The sequence below is a fragment of the Actinomadura barringtoniae genome, from assembly GCF_017573505.1.
In the GTDB taxonomy this organism is placed as follows: Bacteria; Actinomycetota; Actinomycetes; order Streptosporangiales; family Streptosporangiaceae; genus Spirillospora; species Spirillospora barringtoniae.
This window is the reverse complement of the sequence record NZ_JAGEOJ010000020.1, coordinates 83,133-101,517: the sequence shown is the minus strand read 5'-3', so window position 1 is coordinate 101,517 and position 18,385 is coordinate 83,133. Positions and strand designations below refer to the sequence as shown.

General features: G+C 71.0%; 16 protein-coding genes, 1 tRNA gene and 1 pseudogene. 13 read left to right on the top strand and 5 right to left on the bottom strand.

Annotated elements, in window-relative coordinates; translation table 11 throughout:
* Window positions 1–12: 12 nt before the first annotated feature.
* Window positions 13–846, top strand: a pseudogene (locus J4573_RS40080) (DMT family transporter); the annotation flags it as partial.
* A gap of 54 nt (window positions 847–900) precedes the next feature.
* On the opposite strand, the gene J4573_RS40075 reads toward J4573_RS40080, so the two are convergent.
* Window positions 901–1,797: an SDR family oxidoreductase gene (locus tag J4573_RS40075; RefSeq protein WP_208261374.1), complete on the bottom strand. Its 897-nt coding sequence runs from the start codon at window positions 1,795–1,797 to the stop codon at window positions 901–903.
* 94 nt (window positions 1,798–1,891) lie between these two features.
* Here J4573_RS40075 and J4573_RS40070 point away from each other — a divergent pair, with 94 nt between their 5' ends.
* The gene (locus J4573_RS40070) at window positions 1,892–2,818 is read left to right on the top strand and encodes a phosphotransferase (RefSeq protein WP_307797285.1); all 927 of its coding nucleotides are present in this window, start codon (window positions 1,892–1,894) and stop codon (window positions 2,816–2,818) included.
* Here the strand turns inward: J4573_RS40070 and J4573_RS40065 are convergent.
* Both J4573_RS40065 and J4573_RS40060 read right to left on the bottom strand, forming a co-directional pair.
* Window positions 2,804–3,910, bottom strand: a complete 1,107-nt coding sequence (locus J4573_RS40065; RefSeq protein WP_208261372.1) for a carboxylate-amine ligase — start codon at window positions 3,908–3,910, stop codon at window positions 2,804–2,806. The genes J4573_RS40070 and J4573_RS40065 overlap by 15 nt on opposite strands.
* Window positions 3,911–4,019: 109 nt before the next feature.
* A complete protein-coding gene (locus J4573_RS40060; RefSeq protein WP_208261371.1) occupies window positions 4,020–4,268 on the bottom strand; it encodes an HGxxPAAW family protein in 249 nt (82 codons plus the stop codon).
* A gap of 216 nt (window positions 4,269–4,484) precedes the next feature.
* On the opposite strand from J4573_RS40060, the gene J4573_RS40055 reads away from it, so the two are divergent.
* The 6 genes from J4573_RS40055 (at window position 4,485) to J4573_RS40030 (ending at window position 11,758) form a co-directional block, all read left to right on the top strand.
* A complete protein-coding gene (locus tag J4573_RS40055; protein ID WP_208261370.1) occupies window positions 4,485–6,308 on the top strand; it encodes a methylmalonyl-CoA mutase subunit beta in 1,824 nt (607 codons plus the stop codon).
* Window positions 6,305–8,518: a methylmalonyl-CoA mutase gene (gene scpA / locus J4573_RS40050; protein WP_208261369.1), complete on the top strand. Its 2,214-nt coding sequence runs from the start codon at window positions 6,305–6,307 to the stop codon at window positions 8,516–8,518. The genes J4573_RS40055 and scpA overlap by 4 nt, the downstream gene beginning before the upstream one ends.
* Window positions 8,519–8,617: 99 nt before the next feature.
* The gene (meaB, locus tag J4573_RS40045; RefSeq protein ID WP_208261368.1) at window positions 8,618–9,601 is read left to right on the top strand and encodes a methylmalonyl Co-A mutase-associated GTPase MeaB; all 984 of its coding nucleotides are present in this window, start codon (window positions 8,618–8,620) and stop codon (window positions 9,599–9,601) included.
* Window positions 9,602–9,670: 69 nt separating this feature from the next.
* Window positions 9,671–10,645 (top strand): GNAT family N-acetyltransferase, encoded by a 975-nt coding sequence (locus J4573_RS40040; RefSeq protein WP_208261367.1) that lies wholly within the window; start codon window positions 9,671–9,673, stop codon window positions 10,643–10,645.
* A 17-nt stretch (window positions 10,646–10,662) separates the two neighbouring features.
* A complete protein-coding gene (locus tag J4573_RS40035; RefSeq protein ID WP_208261366.1) occupies window positions 10,663–11,358 on the top strand; it encodes a helix-turn-helix transcriptional regulator in 696 nt (231 codons plus the stop codon).
* 25 nt (window positions 11,359–11,383) lie between these two features.
* A complete protein-coding gene (locus J4573_RS40030) occupies window positions 11,384–11,758 on the top strand; it encodes a DUF3703 domain-containing protein (protein ID WP_208261365.1) in 375 nt (124 codons plus the stop codon).
* Window positions 11,759–12,201: 443 nt separating this feature from the next.
* On the opposite strand, the gene J4573_RS40025 is transcribed toward J4573_RS40030, so the two are convergent.
* The gene (locus J4573_RS40025; protein WP_208261364.1) at window positions 12,202–12,372 is read right to left on the bottom strand and encodes a hypothetical protein; all 171 of its coding nucleotides are present in this window, start codon (window positions 12,370–12,372) and stop codon (window positions 12,202–12,204) included.
* Window positions 12,373–13,575: 1,203 nt separating this feature from the next.
* On the opposite strand from J4573_RS40025, the gene J4573_RS40020 reads away from it, so the two are divergent.
* From J4573_RS40020 to J4573_RS40005, 4 genes are all read left to right on the top strand, one after another.
* Window positions 13,576–13,803 carry a hypothetical protein gene (locus J4573_RS40020; RefSeq protein WP_208261363.1) on the top strand — a complete coding sequence of 76 codons (228 nt, stop codon included), beginning with the start codon at window positions 13,576–13,578 and terminating at the stop codon, window positions 13,801–13,803.
* 141 nt (window positions 13,804–13,944) lie between these two features.
* A tRNA-Asn gene (locus J4573_RS40015) sits at window positions 13,945–14,015 on the top strand.
* Window positions 14,016–14,043: 28 nt separating this feature from the next.
* Window positions 14,044–14,484, top strand: coding sequence for an HNH endonuclease (locus J4573_RS40010; RefSeq protein ID WP_208261362.1), 441 nt, complete (start codon window positions 14,044–14,046; stop codon window positions 14,482–14,484).
* 162 nt (window positions 14,485–14,646) lie between these two features.
* A complete protein-coding gene (locus J4573_RS40005) occupies window positions 14,647–15,636 on the top strand; it encodes a coiled-coil domain-containing protein (protein ID WP_307797284.1) in 990 nt (329 codons plus the stop codon).
* A 142-nt stretch (window positions 15,637–15,778) separates the two neighbouring features.
* Here J4573_RS40005 and J4573_RS54635 read toward each other — a convergent pair whose 3' ends face one another.
* Window positions 15,779–16,081 carry a hypothetical protein gene (locus J4573_RS54635; RefSeq protein WP_243774341.1) on the bottom strand — a complete coding sequence of 101 codons (303 nt, stop codon included), beginning with the start codon at window positions 16,079–16,081 and terminating at the stop codon, window positions 15,779–15,781.
* On the opposite strand from J4573_RS54635, the gene J4573_RS56805 reads away from it, so the two are divergent.
* Window positions 15,995–18,382 carry a hypothetical protein gene (locus J4573_RS56805; RefSeq protein ID WP_372442989.1) on the top strand — a complete coding sequence of 796 codons (2,388 nt, stop codon included), beginning with the start codon at window positions 15,995–15,997 and terminating at the stop codon, window positions 18,380–18,382. The genes J4573_RS54635 and J4573_RS56805 overlap by 87 nt on opposite strands.
* The last annotated feature ends 3 nt before the right edge of the window (window positions 18,383–18,385 follow it).

The following is an 18,385-nucleotide window of genomic DNA, read 5'->3' as shown; positions in this document are numbered from 1 at the left end:
ACCGTGGGACGTATGCAGAAGATCGACCCCCGGATCCTGGTGATCGCGGGTGCCGTGTGCATCTCGGTCTCCGCCATGTTCGTCAAGCTCTCGGGCGCCTCGGCCGGGACAGCCGGCTTCTACCGATGCCTGCTGGCGCTGCCCGTGCTGGTTCCGCTGGCGGTGATGGAGTGGCGGCGGCTCGGGCCGTCCGCGCGGCGCCGGACCGACCTGATGGCGGGCGCGTTCCTGGGCGTCGACCTGCTGCTGTGGGGCGCCGCGATCAACGAGGTCGGCGCGGGCATCTCGACCATCCTGGTGAACGTGCAGGTGGTCGTCGTCCCGTTGCTGACCTGGGCGGCGTTCGGCGAACGCCCGACCCGGCGGTTCGCGGCGGCCGTACCGGTGATGCTCGGCGGGGTCGCGCTGGCGGGCGGCCTGCTGGACGGTCACGCGATCGGCGGCGATCCCCGGCTGGGCGTGCTCTACGCGGGCGGCGCCGGTGTCGCCTACGCGGGATTCCTCTTCCTTTCGCGGTCCGGGGGGACGGGCTCGGGGCACCGCTTTCAGTCGCTCATGTTCGCCACCATCGCCGCCGCGATGGCCGCTGCGATCGTTGACCTTCCCTGGCACGGCCTGGACCTCACCCCCGGGTGGACCGCGATGGGGTGGCTCGCCTCGCTCGCCATGACCGGGCAGGTGTTCGGCTGGCTGTTCATCGGAGCGGGCATGACGCGGCTGCGGGCCGAGGTCGGCGGCACGCTGCTGCTCCTCCAGCCGATCCTCGCGGTCGGCGTCGGGGCCCTGGTCCTCAGCGAGCACCCGAGCCTGTGGCAGGTGGGAGGGTGCGTGCTGGTCGTGCTCGCCGTCTGGCTCACCGGCCGCAAGGCCCGCGACCGTTCCCGTTCACCCGAAGCGGCGTCAACCGGTCGCGGTGTCGGCCGTGGTCCGCGAGTTGGCGGCACCGCCCGCGCCGACAAGGTCGTTGTCGCCCCCGGAGGCGAGCCAGTGGGCCTCGTGACGGGCCATGACCTTGCGCGCGTGCCGGGTGATGAACGCGGGGACGATGCCGCGGACGGCCTGCATGGCGGGCAGCCACGCCTGGCCGTAGACGTGCGGCCTGCGGTCGGAGATACCGTCGATCATGCGTTCCACCGTCGGGCCTAGGGGATAGGTGCGGTTGGCGGGGAACGGCAGCCCCGCCCGCATCTCCCGCAGGGCCTCGTTCTCGTCGGCGCCGCGCACCATGTCGGTGTCGGTCCAGCTGAGGTAGCCGACGCCGACGCCCACGCCGTGGTGCACGGTCTCGGCGCGCAGCGAGTGCGCGAACGCCTCCACGCCCGCCTTGCTGGCGGAGTACGCGGCCATCATCGGGGCCGCGCAGATCGAGGCGAGCGAGGCCACCTGGAAGAAGTAGCCGCGGCTGTCGCGCAGGGCGGGCAGGAACGCTCGGGCGGTGGCGACGCTGCCGAGCAGGTTCACCTCGATGACGCGGCTGAACGTCTTCGGGTCGGAGTACTCCACCGGGCCGCCGGTCGCGATCCCGGCGTTGGCGATCACGATGTCAACGCGCCCGTAGTGGTCGAGGATCTCGGCGGCGACGCGGGCGAGCGCGGCGTCGTCGGTGACGTCGGCCTCCCACCAGCGGGCGTCCGGGCCGCAGATCTCGGCCGCGGCTGCCAGTTCCTCCGGTTCGAGGCCGAGGAGGGCCACGCGGGCGCCGCGCAGGGCCGTTCCCTTGGCCAGCAGGGCGCCGAGCCCGCGGGCGGCTCCGGTGACGACGACGACCTGGCCTGCGATGTTCTTGGTCTTGCGCAACGGAACCACCTCGGTGCTGGGGAGCTCAGCGATCTCGGGGCAGCAGGTTAGGGCATCAAGCTACTGGCGAGTAAGGCGGGTACCTTCGGTGACCGTGAGTGGTGGGAGCGGGCCCGACTGGGCGCCGGAACGGGTCGTGACCGAGGACGAGGCGGCGGCCCTCGTGGGAGAGCGCTTCCCGCAGCTGCGCGGAGCAGTGGCGCGGCGGCTGGCCACGGGCTGGGACAACACGGTGATGCGGGTCGGCGACGACTGGATCTTCCGCTTTCCACGGCGGCAGATCGCCGTGCCCGGCGTCACCCGCGAGATCGCCGTACTGCCTCGGCTGGCTCCCCGGCTGCCGCTGCCCATCCCTGTGCCCTCGCTGGCCGCCCCCGAGGGGATGGAAACGTTTCCATGGCCATTCTGGGGTGGGCGGCTGGTCCCGGGGCGCGAGCTGGCGGAGTCGAGGCTCGGGGAGGACGAGCGCGAGGCGGCTGGTCGGGGGATCGGGGCGTTCCTGCGGGCGCTGCACGACCCGGCTCTGGTCGCGGAGGTCGGCGCGGATCTCCCGTACGACCCGCTGCGGCGCGGCGAGCCCGCCGTGCGCGCGCCCATGGCCCTGGAACGGCTGGACGGGCTGGCCAAGGCCGGTGTCTGGTCTCGTGATCCTGGCGTCGAGCGTTTCCTGGCCGAGGCGGCGAACGCCGCTGCTCCCGGCGGTCCGGGCGTGGTGAGTCACGGCGATCTTCACGTTCGCCACCTGCTCGTGGACGAGGCGGGCCGCGCGTCGGGGGTGATCGACTGGGGCGACCTGTGCGTGGCCGATCCGGCGGTCGATCTCTCGCTCGCCTACGCGGGCTTCAGCGGCCGGGCGCGGGCGACGCTGCTGGCCGAGTACGGATCCGAACCGTCCGCTGTCGCGGCGCGGACGCTGGCGATCTTCATCTGCTCGGTGCTGGCCGCCTATGCGGCCGATGAGGGCCGGGAACGGTTGCTGGCCGAGGCATTGGCCGGGATCCGGCGTTCAGTCGGCGACTGACGGCCAGCAGGGTGACAGGAGTGTGGCGTCGACGACGTCGGTCAGGCGGTCGCGCTCGCGGAAGGCGGCGCGCTGGTGCTCCGCCCCGGTGCCGCGGTCCAGGACGCGGCGGAGCACGCCCGTCACGCGATCGAGGTCGCCGTTCTCGATCAACGCGGTCCGTACGTGGTCGAGCAGCGTCTCGGCGAGGCGGCGCGACGGCACGCGGCGGCCGGTGAACGCGTCGATCCCGTGGCCCGCCATCCCGTCGCGCGAGGCCAGCCAGTAGGCCGCCCGCAGGATCTCCGGAGACGGGTTGGGCGGCGGCTCACCGGCGTCGATGGCGTCGAGCGCGGTCTGCACCAGGCCCCTGATCAGCGCCGCGAACAGCACCGAATGATCCACGGTGAGGGGGACGTCGCCCAGCCTGACCTCGATGGTCGGCAGCCGTGACGAGGGCCGTACGTCCCAGAAGAGCGTGCCCGGGTCGAGCAGGGCGCCGCAGTCCAGCAGCGTGCCGATCAGGTCCTCGAAGTGCTGGAGGGACTCCAGGAACGGCGGCGGCCCGGCCACCGGCCAGCGCGTCCACGACATCACCCGCCAGCACGCGTGCCCGGTGTCGCGGCCCGCCCAGTAGGGGGAGTTGGCGGCGAGCGCCAGCAGCGTCGGCAGCCACGGCCGCAGGTGGTTGCTCACCTGGACGGCCAGCGCCCGGTCGGTGATCCCGACGTGGACGTGGCAGGAGCAGATGCACTGGTCGTCGTTCAGCGCCCGGTAGACGGCCAGGCCGTCGGCGTAGCGGGCGCCCGCGCTGATCGGCGGCGGCAGCGGCTCGCCGAGGACGGGCGTCCCGGTCGCCGCCAGGACCAGGTCGTCCTCGGCCGCCGCGGCGGCCATCATGGCCCGCATCGACCGGATCTGGTCCTCGAGCTTGCCCAGGTCGTCGCACGGCGAGGTCTTGGCCTCGGCGAGGAAGGCGATCAGCTCCGTCGAGGCGCGTTCGCCCAGCTCACTGGACGCGCGTTCCACCACGGAAGCGGCCCGGGGGACGACCATCCTGGAACCTGGATCGACGACGAAGTACTCCTCTTCGACACCGAATCGAAGGGCCATCCCACCACCTTGTGCCGGGGTCGTCCTAGACGGCCGAGCACCCTTGACGGTACGTGGTGGCGGGCGGGATTCCCACTCCGAGCCTCGGCGGCCCGGTCCGGGACGTGACTCAGGAGGCGGAGGAGGTTCGCGAGGGGGCGGGAACGACCTGCTGGCGCGGCTCGTCGATCACGACGTCGGTCATGATGTCGGCCAGGAAGGCCACCACGCCGCCGAGCAGGACCACGGCCGCGCCGCCCCAGAACATGGGCCAGTTCGGACCGACGCACAGCGCCACGCCGCCCACGGCGAAACCGATGAAGATCACGGTTACGGCGACCCAGGACTTCGCGCGTCCCGCGTGGCTGCCACTCGACATGCGTGTTACCTCTTACCTAGAGCCTCTGAAGGAACCTCTGCCGCCGGAAACCCTAGCAACGGCCGCCCGCGCGGGCGCTTCGGGGGCGTTCTGAGGGCACTGGGCCCCCAGGAGACCCCAAGAGGAGCCCAACACGGGGTGTGGATCCGCCATGGGGGGCAAATCAGGGGGACCCGCTGCGGAATGGCATGTACACGCTCGCTTACCATCCCTGGCATGACGGTGCCGCCCGAAGAACTCGAACTGGCCGCCGCCTTCCCCCCGGCCGAACGTGACCGGTGGCGGGAGATGGTGAAGGGCGTCCTGCGCAAGTCCGGCGCAGCGACGGACGAGACGCCCCTCGATGAGATCGAGGGACTGCTGACCCGCGAGTCGTACGACGGCGTGCCGATCGCCGCGCTCTATACCAAGGACGACTCGGCGCCCGGCCGTCCCGGGCTCGCCCCCTACGTGCGCGAGGTGAGCCCCGAGCCTGACAGCCTGGCGGGCTGGGACGTACGCCAGCGCCACGTTCACCCGGACCCTGCGGTGACGCGGGAGGCGATCCTCGCCGACCTGGAGAGCGGCACCACCTCGGTATGGCTGACGCTGGGGGAGGGCGGCCTGCCCGTTGGCGGGCTGGGGGAGGCCCTGCGCGGCGTGCTCCTCGACCTGGCGCCGGTGGTTCTGGACGCGGGTGCGGACGCGGCTGAGGCCGCCGAGGCCTTTCTCGCACTGGTGAACGAACGTGGGAACGCCTCCGAGGCGTCCGGGAGCCTGGGCATCGACCCCCTGGGACTGAAGGCCCGGACGGGTGCCGGTGCCGAATTGGGCGGCGCGGCAGAGGCCGCCGTCAGGTGCGTACGGGAATTCCCCAAGCTGCGTGCCATCACCGTGGACGCGACCGTCTACCACGAAGCGGGCGGCAGCGACGCCGAGGAACTGGGCGCGGCCGTCGCGGGCGGGGTCGCCTATCTCAGGGCACTGACCGACGCCGGGCTGACCGTCGACGAGGCGTTCGGGCAGCTGGAGTTCCGGCTGGCGGTGAACGCCGACCAGTTCCTGTCGATCGCCAAGCTGCGCGCCGCGCGGCGCCTGTGGCAGCGGGTCGCCGAGGTCAGCGGCGCCGGGGAGGGAACGGCCGCGCGCATCCACGCGGTGACCTCGGCGGCGATGATGACCCGCCGCGACCCGTGGGTGAACATGCTCCGCACGACCGTGGCCACGTTCGCGGCGGGCGTCGGCGGCGCCGACGCGGTGACCGTGCTGCCGTTCGACAGCCGGCTCGGCCTGCCCGACGACTTCGCGCGCCGCATCGCGCGCAACACCCAGACGCTGCTGCTGGAGGAGTCGAGCCTGTCGCGGGTGATCGACCCGGCGGGCGGCTCCTGGTACGTGGAGCGGCTCACCGAGGACCTCGCGCAAGCCGCCTGGACGTGGTTCACCGAGATCGAGAAGGCCGGGGGACTGGCCGCCGCGCTGGACTCGGGCCTGGTCGCGGACCGGCTCGCCGCCACCTGGGCACGGCGCCGCAAGGACCTCGCCCGGCGCAAGGCCCCGCTCACGGGCGTCAGCGAGTTCCCCAACCTGACCGAGACGCTGCCCGAGCGCGCACCGGCGCCCGAGCGGCCCGGCGGCGGGCTGCCGGTCGTACGGTACGGGCAGGACTTCGAGGCGCTGCGCGACCGTTCCGACGCGCACGCGGACGCCTCGGGTGACCGTCCGAAGGTCTTCCTGGCGACGCTGGGGCCGATCGCGGTGCACACCGCGCGGGCGACGTTCGCCGCCAACCTGTTCCAGGCGGGCGGCATCGAGACCGTCAGCGGGAGCATTGAAGACTTCGCGGGCAGCGGCGCCGCCGTGGCGTGCGTCTGCTCCAGCGACCGGGTGTACGCCGACGAGGCGGCGGCCACCGCGCGGGCGCTGAAGGACGCGGGAGCCATAAGGGTGTTGCTCGCGGGTACGGGGTCCTATGACGGGGTGGACGCCAATGTGTTCGCCGGCTGCGACGCGGTCGACGTGCTCGAGACCACCCTCGACGATCTGGGAGTGAACCGATGATCCCCGATTTCACCGAGATCGAGCTCGGCGCGCCGGGCTCCTCCGACGAGGCCGCCAAGCGCTGGCGCGCGGCCGTCGCCGAGGCGACCGGCAAGGACGTCGACACCCAGACCTGGGACACCCCGGAGGGCATCGGCGTCAAGCCGCTCTACACCGCCGAGGACCTGACCGGGCTGGACTTCCTGGACACCCTGCCCGGCATCGCCCCCTACCTGCGCGGGCCCTACCCGGCGATGTACGCCACCCAGCCGTGGACGATCCGCCAGTACGCGGGGTTCTCGACGGCCGAGGAGTCCAACGCGTTCTACCGCCGCAACCTGGCGGCCGGGCAGAAGGGCCTGTCCGTCGCGTTCGACCTGGCCACCCACCGCGGCTACGACTCCGACCACCCGCGCGTCGCGGGCGACGTCGGCATGGCGGGCGTCGCGATCGACTCGATCTACGACATGCGGCAGCTCTTCGACGGCATCCCGCTGGACAAGATGAGCGTGTCGATGACCATGAACGGCGCGGTGCTGCCCGTGCTGGCGCTCTACATCGCGGCGGCCGGGGAGCAGGGGGTGGCGCCGGAGGCCCTCGCGGGGACCATCCAGAACGACATCCTCAAGGAGTTCATGGTCCGCAACACCTACATCTACCCGCCGTCGCCGTCGATGCGGATCATCTCCGACATCTTCGCGTACACCTCGCAGCGGATGCCGAAGTACAACTCGATCTCGATCTCCGGCTACCACATCCAGGAGGCCGGGGCCACGGCCGACCTGGAGCTGGCCTACACGCTGGCCGACGGCGTCGAGTACATCCGGGCGGGCCGCGAGGCCGGGCTGGAGATCGACTCGTTCGCGCCGCGGCTGTCGTTCTTCTGGGCGATCGGGATGAACTTCTTCATGGAGGTCGCCAAGCTGCGGGCCGCGCGGCTGCTGTGGGCCAAGCTGGTGAAGCAGTTCGACCCCAAGAACGCCAAGTCGCTCAGCCTGCGGACGCACTCGCAGACCTCCGGCTGGTCGCTGACCGCGCAGGACGTCTTCAACAACGTCGCCCGTACGTGCATCGAGGCGATGGCCGCCACCCAGGGCCACACCCAGTCGCTGCACACCAACGCCCTGGACGAGGCACTCGCCCTGCCTACCGACTTCTCGGCTCGCATCGCGCGCAACACCCAGCTGCTGCTCCAGCAGGAGTCGGGCACGACGCGCACGATCGACCCCTGGGGCGGCAGCGCTTACGTTGAACGGCTGACCTACGACCTGGCGCGCAGGGCCTGGGGCCACATCGAGGAGGTCGAGGCCGCCGGAGGCATGGCCAAGGCCATCGACGAGGGACTTCCCAAGCTGCGCATCGAGGAGGCCGCGGCGCGTACACAGGCGCGCATCGACTCGGGGCGGCAGCCGGTCATCGGCGTCAACAAGTACCGGCCCGACGTCGAGGAGAGCATCGAGGTCCTCAAGGTCGACAACGCCTCCGTACGGGCCCAGCAGATCGACAAGCTGCGGCGGCTGCGCGAGGAACGTTCGGAGACCGAGACGCAGGCCGCGCTCGCCGCACTGTCCAACGCCGCCGAGGCCGCCGAGAACGGCACCCGGCCCGCCGACCTGGAGCACAACCTGCTCCACCTGGCCATCGGCGCCGCCCGCGCCAAGGCGACCGTCGGCGAGATCTCCGACGCGCTGGAGCGTGTGTACGGGCGGCACGCCGCGCAGATCCGTACGATCTCCGGCGTGTACCGCGAGGAGGCAGGGAAGGTGAGCGCCATCGAGAAGGCGCGGGCGGCGACCGCCGCGTTCGAGGACGCCGAGGGCCGCCGGCCGCGCATCCTGGTCGCCAAGATGGGCCAGGACGGCCACGACCGCGGCCAGAAGGTGATCGCCACCGGCTTCGCCGACCTCGGCTTCGACGTGGACGTGGGCCCGCTGTTCCAGACCCCGGGCGAGGTCGCGCGGCAGGCGGTCGAGGCGGACGTGCACATCGTCGGCGTCAACTCCCTCGCCGCCGGGCACCTCACCCTCGTCCCGGCGCTGCGCGCCGAGCTGGCCGAGCTGGGCCGCGAGGACATCATGATCGTCGTCGGCGGCGTCATCCCGCCGCAGGACTTCGACGAGCTGCGCGCCGCGGGCGCCTCGGCGATCTTCCCGCCCGGCACCGTCCTCGCCGACGCCGCGCTCGACCTGCTGGAGGAACTGTCGGCCAAACTGGGACACCAGGCCGCGTGAGGCCGTGCTTGGAGGACGCCTCGTGAGGCCGGGCACAGAGGAGGCCGTGAGGCCAGGCGCGGAGGGCGCCCGCGGGAAGTCCGGTTTGGAGGACGCCGAGTGAAGCCGGGCCTCGAGGACTACGTCACCGGCGTACGGGAGAGCTCCAGGGCGTGGATCGCCCGTTCGATCACGCTCGTGGAGTCCACCCGGGCCGACCACCGGGAGCTGGCGCAGCGGCTGCTGGTCGAGCTCACCCCGTTCACGGGCGGGGCGCTGCGGGTCGGGATCACGGGCGTGCCGGGCGTGGGCAAGTCCACGTTCATCGACGCCCTCGGCACCGACCTGACCGCCGCCGGGCACAAGGTGGCGGTGCTCGCCGTCGACCCGTCCTCGACGCGCACGGGCGGCAGCATCCTGGGCGACAAGACCCGGATGGGGCGGCTCGCCACCGATCCCAACGCGTTCATCCGCCCCTCTCCCACGGCAGGGACTCTCGGTGGCGTCGCCAAGGCGACCCGCGAGGCGATGGTCGTCATGGAGGCGGCGGGCTACGACGTCGTTCTCGTGGAGACGGTCGGCGTGGGGCAGTCAGAGACGACCGTTGCCGAGATGGTCGACTCGTTCCTCTTCCTGACTTTGGCCCGCACGGGCGACCAGTTGCAGGGCATCAAGAAGGGCGTTCTGGAGCTGGCGGACGTCATCGCCGTCAACAAGGCAGACGGCCCTCACGCGATGGACGCCAAGAAGGCCGCGCGAGAGCTCGCCGGGGCGCTCCGGCTCCTGCGCAGTGATGAACGAACCCGCGCGATCCCCGTTCTCACCTGCAGCGCCAAGGAGAACACCGGCCTGGACAAGGTCTGGCAGCAACTGGTGGACCATCAGGAGGAGCTGAAGGCTTCCGGCGAACTGGAGGAGCGCCGCCGCCGCCAGCAGGTCGGCTGGACGTGGGCGATGGTCCGAGATCGTCTACTGACCGAACTGCGCGAGCATCCGGCCGTACGAGAACTCGCTCCCGACCTTGAATCGCAGGTCGCGGAGGGGAAGCTCACCCCCGCGCTGGCCGCGGAACGCATCCTGGCGGCGTTCACCCGGCAATCTTGAAACGCACTCCTGGACATGGGTTAAGCCGGGTGAGGGTCATGGCGGCTCAGAATCCGCTACAACAGTCTGATGGACGTCATCGCGGTCGATGATCCCACGGACGCACAGATCCGGCAGTGGCACTCCGTGCTGCTCGCCGTGCACGCGGACGACCCCGCCGACGACCCCGTGCCCGAGCCCGAACAGACCGCGGCCCGGCTGCTGGGCGCCGAGCAGGGTTCGCGGCAGCGCCTGTGGGCGGCGCTGGAGGACGGCGAGATGACCGCCGTCGCCGCGCTCCGCCTGCCCGGCGCGCCCGGCGCGGACCGCCCCGCCGAGATCGACATCCAGGTCCGCCCCGACCGCCGCCGCCACGGCCTCGGCTCTGCCCTTCTCCATCACGCCGCCGAGGGCCTGCGCGCCGACCGCCGTTCCAGCGTGATCGCCCAGGTGTCCGCCGCGACGCCCGCCGTCCCGTTCCTGGAGTCGCACGGCTTCGAGTGCGTCCTCACTCTCAAGGGCCTCCTCCTGCATCTGTCCGACGTTCCGCCGGGCCGCGTCAAGGAGCTCATCGCCGCGGGCCCGGTCGGCTACGACCTGGTCCACTGGCAGGGCGCCGTACCGGACGAGTACGCGCTCGCGCTGGCACGCGCCAAGCACGCGATGGCCGACATGCAGGCCTACGAGGGAGTCCCGTGGGACGCCGACCGCGTGCGCGAGATGGCCGAGATGGTCAACAAGCGCGGCGACGCCCTCTACACCGTGGCCGCCGTCCAGGGCACCACCGTCGCGGGCTTCACCGAGGTCGTCGTCTCCGCCGACGACCCCTACCGCGCCGCCCAGTACGACACCGCCGTCGTCCCCGAGCACCGCGGCCGCCGCCTGGGCATCTGGGTCAAGGCCGCCATGCTCGACTGGCTGTCCCGCGAACGCCCCGAGGTCCGCGAGATCGAGACCGACAACGCGGGCGACAACGTCCACATGCTCGCCGTCAACGAGGAGCTGGGCTACCGCCGCCAGCGCGAGACCCGCGAATACCAGGCGTCCGCGTCCGTTCTCCCGTAGGGCGTAGCCTGGCGCGTGTGAGCATCTGGAGCGGCGCCATGACGGTGCGCCCGGGCCTCCTCGTCTACGCCGGAACGGCAGGCACCGCCGCCCGGCACGCGCACCATTCCGTCCAGGTCTTCTTCGCCCGGCAAGGCGAGTTCGTTCTGGCCGACTCCGAAGCCCGGCTCGCCTGCCGCGCCGTGGTCATCCCACCCGACGTCCCGCACGAGGTGGTCCAAGGCGTGGAGAACGCCCTGATGGTGCATGTGGACTCCGAATCAACGCAGGGCCGCGAACTCTCCTCCCGCTCATCCCATTCCGTACGGTCCTGGGCCCAAGCCGGAGCCGCCCTGGGCAGCCCCGAGGACTTCCTCTCCTTGCTCCCACCAAGCCGCGAGCTAGAGGTGAGCCATCCGGCCGTTGCCAGCACGCTCCGCAGTCTCCCCGACCGCCTGGACGGCCCCATCCGCCTCCCCGACCTGGCTCAGGCCGTAGGCCTGTCCGAAAGCCGCCTGGCGCACCTGTTCCGCGACGAGGTCGGCCTGCCGGTCCGCCCCTACGTTCAATGGCTCCGCCTGCACAGGGCCGCCGACCTGCTCACCGAGGGAGCCTCCGTCACCGATGCCGCCCACGGCGCCGGCTTCGCAGACGGCGCGCACTTCAGTCGCATCTGCAAGCGGATGTTCGGCATCTCACCGTCGAAGTTCGAGCAGGTTCGTTCAAGCCCCTAGAGCCCCGGCACATCACGCTGGAGCCATGTCCCAGATGCCGCCCCAAGTCCGCACAGCCTTCGAGGACGAACTCCGCAAGGCCCGCACCTCCACCGACCCGGAAGCGATGTGGCGTGCCCTGGAACGCGCCCACATCCTGTCCCAGTCCTGGGCCTGGCCGCACACCCGCGCCCACTGGCACATGCTGGTCCTCGCGGTCCGATGCCGCGATCGCACAGAGGCGTTCGGCCAGGTCATCCGCCTCCTGGTCGGCGGCCCAGGCTCCCTGATGGGTCGCGCGCCCCGAGGCAACACCGGCCGAACGGGAGTCGGCATCAACACGGTCATGCCGATCCCCGACGACCTCGCCGTCATACTCAACGGAATCAACCCATCACAAGAAGTTATCCACAGAACCTGATTCTGATGCGTTGACCCCGCCCACCCGACGACCCTTGTCTGCATGAGGCCTCACAAAGGGGCCCGGCAGAAAGGGTCGTCATGCTGCTAGCCATCCCCGAATTCGTCACCACCCGTTTTCTGGTCGCCACCAACGAAACTCACACCCCCGACACCCGCCATATCCGCGACGCCCTTCCAGTCACCGCATTAGGCCATGCAGCCCGCGAACTCCTGGAAACACCTCGCCTGAGCGTCCACGGAAGCTGGCCCGTCCCCACCGGCTGGACCGCCCACCTCAACCGCCTAGGCGGCGCCGCAGAAGACCTCCACCACGTCCTGTCCGCCACCCGCCACTTGGTGGTCACCTCTACAACAACCCCCCACCCCTACCAATCCCAAGCCACCCGCCTAATAGCCCGCACCCTCACCACCGCCCTAACCGGCCACCTAGTAGACCTGGCCTCAGACCAGATCCTCTCCGCCGCCCCCGAACCACCCCACTTCCGCCTGGGCGACGACTGGATAGGCGTCTTCGTCTCCCTTGACCCCCAAACCACCGACCGCGTCATCGTGGGTACCGCCGGCCTCCACCGCTTCGGCCTCCCCGAACTCACCACCCGAGCCGTCCCCCACGACCACATGCTCACAGCGGCCAACCTCCTAAGAGCCGTCGCCTACCGCCTCTACACCGACCACATAGAACCCCTAGCACCCCTGCCGGCCCCAACCCTCCAAGACCACAAACCCCCAGCCCCACCCGGCCATCTGCCCCCAGGCGACCCACCCGCGCCCACAACACCGCGCCTCGCCCCGGACCAGCCGGCCACCAATGCGCCCAACCGCGACGCAGGCGGTGAGCGAGTCGCACCCCCGAACTTGCCCGTTCATCGCTCCACAGGCGGATCACGCCCGCCCGCGCCGCCCACCACCCCTGAACGGCGTCCGGACACGTCCAAGCGGCGTCCGGACACATCCGAGCGGCGTCCGGACACATCCGAGCGGCGTCCGGACACATCCGAAGGGCGCCCGGACACATCCGAAGGGCGCCCGGACATATCCGAAGGGCGCACGGACATATCCGAGCGCCCCAGGCTCCGCGTCGCGTCCAGCTACACAGCCCCCAGCGAGGACGCCGCGCAGACGACAGAGGGCGGTGCCGCTTCTGACCCGACCGGCCCGCCCGTTCCACCTGATGAACGTTCGGACAAGCCCGCCACGCTCAGACCGCGTGTGGTTCCGGGGCATCCCGCCGATGATGTGCCCGGCCCCGAAGCCGGCGCAGCCGAGCCCGGCACCCCCACCCCCGCGCGCCCGGACGCGCCTGGGCGCCCGCCGTCGATCGGGTCACGCGCGCCGGTGCCACCCACCCCATCTGAACGGCGTCCGTACGCACCCGAGCGCCCCGGGCTGCGCGTCGCGTCCGGTAACACCGCGCCCAGTGAGGACGTCGCACAGCTAGCGGACAGCGGTGCTGCATCTGATCCGACCGGACCGGCTCGTCCACCTGATGAACGCTCGAACGAGCTCGGCGACTACGGGCCGCTCATCGGCCCGGGGCAGCCAGAAGGTGAGGACACCGAACGCGGTCGTGACGCAGGTGCGGGCAGTGGATCCGGCGGGCCTGTGACAGGCGGGCCACGGCCTGAGTCTGGTGGGGCCGTGCCCGGTGGGCGTCCTACTCCCTCGCAGCGAGCCTGGCTGCGGGCATTGGACGAGACGCCCGCGGGGGACCGGCGGGAGCGTGAGCCGGGTGGGGGAATGGCGGAGGGGCAGGTCGGCGGCACGGGAAGGGGGTTTGGTTCGTTCACTGGGGGTGGATCGGGCTGGGGGCGTGTCGTGCGGGATGTGCCTTCGGAATGGGAGCTGGATTGCGATGACCTGCTGCGGTTCTGGGGCGCGGCGCCGGTGGGGGCGGGCGTGCTCGCGGTGCGGCTGGTCCGGTCCGGTGAACGGTCGGAACGCGGGATCACGTTCGAGGTGCTTCCGGCGCGGGGTGACCCGCGCTGGTGGAGCGACGAGGCCGGGGAGGTGATGCCGAAGCTCGTGACGGCACCACCTGAGTAAGGCCGAATCGGTCACCGGGCAGGGGTTTCCGAGGCTCCCCCCTTGTCCCCTGCCCGGACCGAAAATCCGTTGCCGGGCCCTGGCGGGGTCGGCACTCTAATGATGGCGCCGGAAAACCGGCGTCAGGAATTAGCTGGTCATTCCTCCGTAGTTCAAGGGCAGAATGCCGCACTGTTAATGCGGATATCCAGGTTCGAATCCTGGCGGGGGAGCGGACACAGCACGGCAGGGAGGTGACCTATGAACGTGCTCGTCCTGAACGCTTCGTACGAGCCGTTACAGAAGGTGGACCTGCGGCACGCCATCCGCATGCTGGTGCGCGGAGTGGCCGTCGTCGAGGAGGCGGAGGAGGGCCGGAACATCGGCCACTTTCCCGTGCCGCGGGTGCTGAGGCTGGTCAGGTACGTCGCCATGCGGTGGAGGCACGGCAGGCGGCCGCCGTGGAGCAAGCGTGGAATCTACCTGCGCGACAAGGGCCTGTGCGGCTACTGCGGCAGGCGCGGTCACACGATAGACCACGTCTTCCCGCAGTCGCGTGGTGGAGGTGACACCTGGGAGAACACCGTCCTGTGCTGTGGCAAGTGCAACAACCGCAAGGGAAGCAAGACGCCGGACGAGGCGGGGATGAAGCTCAAGCTGGAGCTGCGGATCCCGCGCTGGGAGGAGCTGGTCGGCCTCTGACGGGGGATCGGGCCGGGAACGGTCCGATCCTCCCGTAAATCTGTGGAGTCCTCTTCGGTAGCGCGCGGGTGACTCTATGTGGTTTTAGATGCCTGCGAGGCTAAATGGTCGATTGTGGTAGCGTGCCGCCAATCTTCTGCATCATTCCGAGGAGAGAGATCAGTGGCGGCCCTCGACCCCCTCGGCCGGAAGCGGCGTTCCGTGCGGCGGCGCTGTGCGGCCATAGCCGTGGTCCTGACGGTGTCGGCGTTGCTGCCGGAGTCGACCGGCGCGGCGGCCGGTGCCCCGATGGAGCCCAAGGACACCAAGCAGGAGTACGCCAAGCTGAAGAAGCGCGCCGACGCGCTCAGCAAGGAGTACCGCGGCGAGCTGGTCTCCCTTGACCAGGCCAAGGGCGCGGCGGAGAAGGCCGAGAAGGACGCCGACCGCCTGACCCGCGAGTTCAACGCCGCCCGCGCCGACGTCAGCCGGCTCGCGGCCTCCTCGTACATGCGCGGCAGCCTCGACATGATGCCGGTCACCGGCGACGGTGACCCGAGCAGGGCGATCCGCGATATGAGCACGGTCGAGGCCCTGGCCCGCAACAGCGGCCGCCGCATCCAGAATCTGGACAAGTTGTCCCAGGAAGCGACACGTTCACAGCAGGCAGCCGACGCCAAGCTGTCCGACGTCCGCCGCGAGATCGACGACCTTGAGAGCCAGCGGGCGCGCGTCAAGAAGCTCCTGGCCAAGTACAAGCCCGAGGTCCCGAACGGCGGCAAGCCCGACGGCGTCCACGGCACCAAATCCCCGATCATCGGCAACTCGATGACGGCCCGGATGCGCAAGGTGCTCCTGGAGATCGACGGCAAGTTCGGCCCGTTCCCCGCGATCGGCTGCAGCAGGCCGGGCGACCCGCAGGACCACGGCACAGGCACCGCCTGCGACTTCATGGAGAGCAGCGGCGGCAAGATGCCCAGCGCCGGAGCCAAGGCCCACGGCGACTCGGTGGCGCAGTACGTGATCTCCAACGCGTCCCGCCTGGGCATCAAGTACGTGATCTGGCGCCAGCGCATTTACGACATGCGCGGCAGCGGCGCGTGGAAGCCGATGGAGGACCGCGGCAGCATCACCGCCAACCACTTCGATCACGTCCACGTGTCGGTCCTCTGACGCCTCCGTAGCTCGTTGCCGGTGACCTCCTTTGTCTTGTGAACGCCTGCCCTTGACCGAACGCAGACCCTAGACTCCACGCCGTTGGCCGTTGATTACCCTCCGTAAAATCTGGGTAAGCGGCCGGGGGTGGACGACGAAATCACCGGATGCTGGGGAGTACCCGGTGATTAGGGTGGTGAACTGCGCGGTGATGACGCCTGCACGCGATGCGGCCGACCAGCTGGTCCGGCTCACTCGCCTGATCGTCCGCGACGACGATCCACCCGCCCCATGGGACGACCCGGGCCCCGGCCCCACCGGCCGCCGCGTCCTCCGCCACAACGGCGCCGAGCTCACAGCCCGTGAGCAACAGGTCCTGGGCCTCATCGTCCGAGGCCGCCTCAACCACCACCTCGCCGCCGTCCTGGACCTCCCCGAACGCGCGGTAGAACACCACGTCCAAGCCATCCTCCGCGACTTCGAGCTCCCCAAGGCCCCAAGCCCCCACCCCGGCGTAACCGCCCAAGACATCTCCACCCTCGCCGGCCCCCTGACCCATCCCAACCCCACCCGCACCCGCGAAGCAGCCCGCCTGATCGAGGCAGCGTGCGCTCCCGAAACGGCGCCGGCGCCTGAGCCGACCTCCTCGCACGCACGCGAGGCGAGCCCAGGCCACCAGACGGTCACCCCGAGTGAGCTGGCGCCCACATCAAGGCCACAAGCTGACAAGACGCCGCCCGCGCAGGATGCGGCCGAGCCAGGGCCAGCAGGCGAGGCGCAGTCCGCGCACGAGACGCCCTCTGAGCCCGCAGGCGCTGAGGTCCCCGTATCAGCACTTGGGCTGATGGCCGTCCGCGAAGCGGCGCGCGGGCTTGATGTAGCCGCTGAGTCGGGGACGGCGCTAGAGGGCGAGGCGCCGTCTGTGGGCGCGGCGGCCTCCGCGCGTGAGGCTGCGCTCGTACGCGAGGAGGACTCCGGGCGTGAGGCGGTCACGCCGCGTGAGATGGCTTCCGTGGCGGGGACGCTGCCGATAGGTGGGGCAGCTCACGCGCGTCAGACGCCTCGCACACGTGAAGCGGCTGTTGAGTCTGCGACGGCGCCCATGAACGAGAAGGCCTCTACGCGCGAGGCGCCGTCTGTGGGCGCGGCGGCCTCCGCGTGTGGGGCTGCGCTCGTACGCGAGGAGGACTCCGGGCGTGGCGTGGCCACTCCGCGTGAGGTGATCACGTCGGGGGAGGCGGGTACCGCATCGGGGACGCTGCCGGCAGGTGGGGCAGTCCCCGCGCCTCGGGCGACCTCCACATGTGAGATGGCTGCCGCGCACGAGACGCGCGTACGGGATGCTGGCTCAGAGAGCGTGGCGGCCACCCCACGTCAAGTGGTGCCCGCAGTGGAGACGCTGCCGGAAGGCGAGGCGGCCCCCGGGCGTCGGCCGCCTCTCACGAGTGAGGCGGCCGCTGATCCTGAGACGGCGTCCAGGGGTGCGGCGGCCTCCGAGGGGGAGGTGGCGCTCGTACGTGAGGCGGGCATCCGTGGCGAGGCGGCCTCCCCAGCGGGAACGCTGCCGACAGGCGAGGAGGTCACCGTACCCCGGGCACCCCTCATGCATGAGATGGCTGCCGCACCCGAGGCGGGGCCAGCGGGCGAGGGGTCCGCTGGTGAGAGGGACTCCGCGCGTGGGGCGACGCTCGTTCCAGAGACGGAGCCCGCAGTCGGCGCTTTCGACTCGATCATCATCGCGGCCAGCCGGGTGAAGACGTCCGCCTCTAAGAACGGCCTGCACAAGCCAGGGATGGGCGGGCACTCGAGCGAGGACGCTGGGGTCGGGCGTGAGGCGGCGCCCGTGCGTGCGGCGGCGGCGCTTGAGGCGGCCGCTTTGCGCGAGATCGTGCGCAGGCGCGGGCTGGAAGCAGGCGCTGCGTCGGGAACGGCGCGGGAGCGTGAGACGGCGGACGCAGGTGAGGTGGCGTCCGTGGGTGAGGTGGCGCCTGAGCGTGGGGTGGCCGCGCCAGAGGCGGGTGTTTTGGGTGGGGTGGTTGCGGAGTCCTCGGGCGAGGTGGCCGCTGCTTCTGACTTGGCGGCTGCGGGGGAGGCGGGTGGGCGGCGGGGGCGGCGGCTTTCTTTGCCGGCTCGGAAGGGGAAGGGGCTGAATGCTGAGGTCGGGGTTGTCGCGGCGGCTTGTGGGCCTCGGCCTCGGGCTGGGAGGAAGCGGGCGGCTTTGATCGTGGGGCCGTTCACCAGTGTGGTGCTGGGGGGTGCGGCGGTTTCGTATTACGCGCAGCCGCTGGAGACCGTGCGGAAGGCTCGGCCTCGGCCTACTACGGATGCGCTCAGCCCGCTGGCGGCGTTCGGGGTGGCGACGAGGAGGAGCCGCGGGGCCTTTCTTGGGGTTACGCGGGAACGGTCCACTTTGCCCGGAGGGGTGGCGACGGCTACGTCATTCTGGGATCCGGCGACGGCCAGGGGCGCCCGGATGTCCTACGCGACGGTCGCCAGCCCCTACTGGCCCCTGGGTACGCGGGTGCAGATCTCCTACCGGGGGCGGTCGGTGGTGGGTGTGGTGCAGGACTTCGGGCCTGCGGACTGGGCGATCGCGCAGCATGAGATTCCGGCCATCATCGACCTGTCGGAGGCGATGATGGCCGACCTCACAGGGAGCCGGGAGCACGCGATCGAGGTGCGGTTCCAGGTGCTGGAGTGGGGCAGGGGCGACGTCTACCGGGCCTCCGGGCCGGGGTACGACCTGGCGACAGGGAGGGGCTGACCT

What these genes read in the sequence shown, in the direction of transcription:
- J4573_RS40065 (WP_208261372.1), bottom strand. Translation starts at nt 3,910, where the DNA reads ATGGCCCTTCGATTCGGTGTCGAAGAGGAGTACTTCGTCGTCGATCCA.
- J4573_RS40040 (WP_208261367.1), top strand. Translation starts at nt 9,671, where the DNA reads ATGGACGTCATCGCGGTCGATGATCCCACGGACGCACAGATCCGGCAG.
- J4573_RS40010 (WP_208261362.1), top strand. Translation starts at nt 14,044, where the DNA reads ATGAACGTGCTCGTCCTGAACGCTTCGTACGAGCCGTTACAGAAGGTG.
- scpA (WP_208261369.1), top strand. Translation starts at nt 6,305, where the DNA reads ATGATCCCCGATTTCACCGAGATCGAGCTCGGCGCGCCGGGCTCCTCC.
- J4573_RS40030 (WP_208261365.1), top strand. Translation starts at nt 11,384, where the DNA reads ATGTCCCAGATGCCGCCCCAAGTCCGCACAGCCTTCGAGGACGAACTC.
- J4573_RS40055 (WP_208261370.1), top strand. Translation starts at nt 4,485, where the DNA reads ATGACGGTGCCGCCCGAAGAACTCGAACTGGCCGCCGCCTTCCCCCCG.
- J4573_RS40060 (WP_208261371.1), bottom strand. Translation starts at nt 4,268, where the DNA reads ATGTCGAGTGGCAGCCACGCGGGACGCGCGAAGTCCTGGGTCGCCGTA.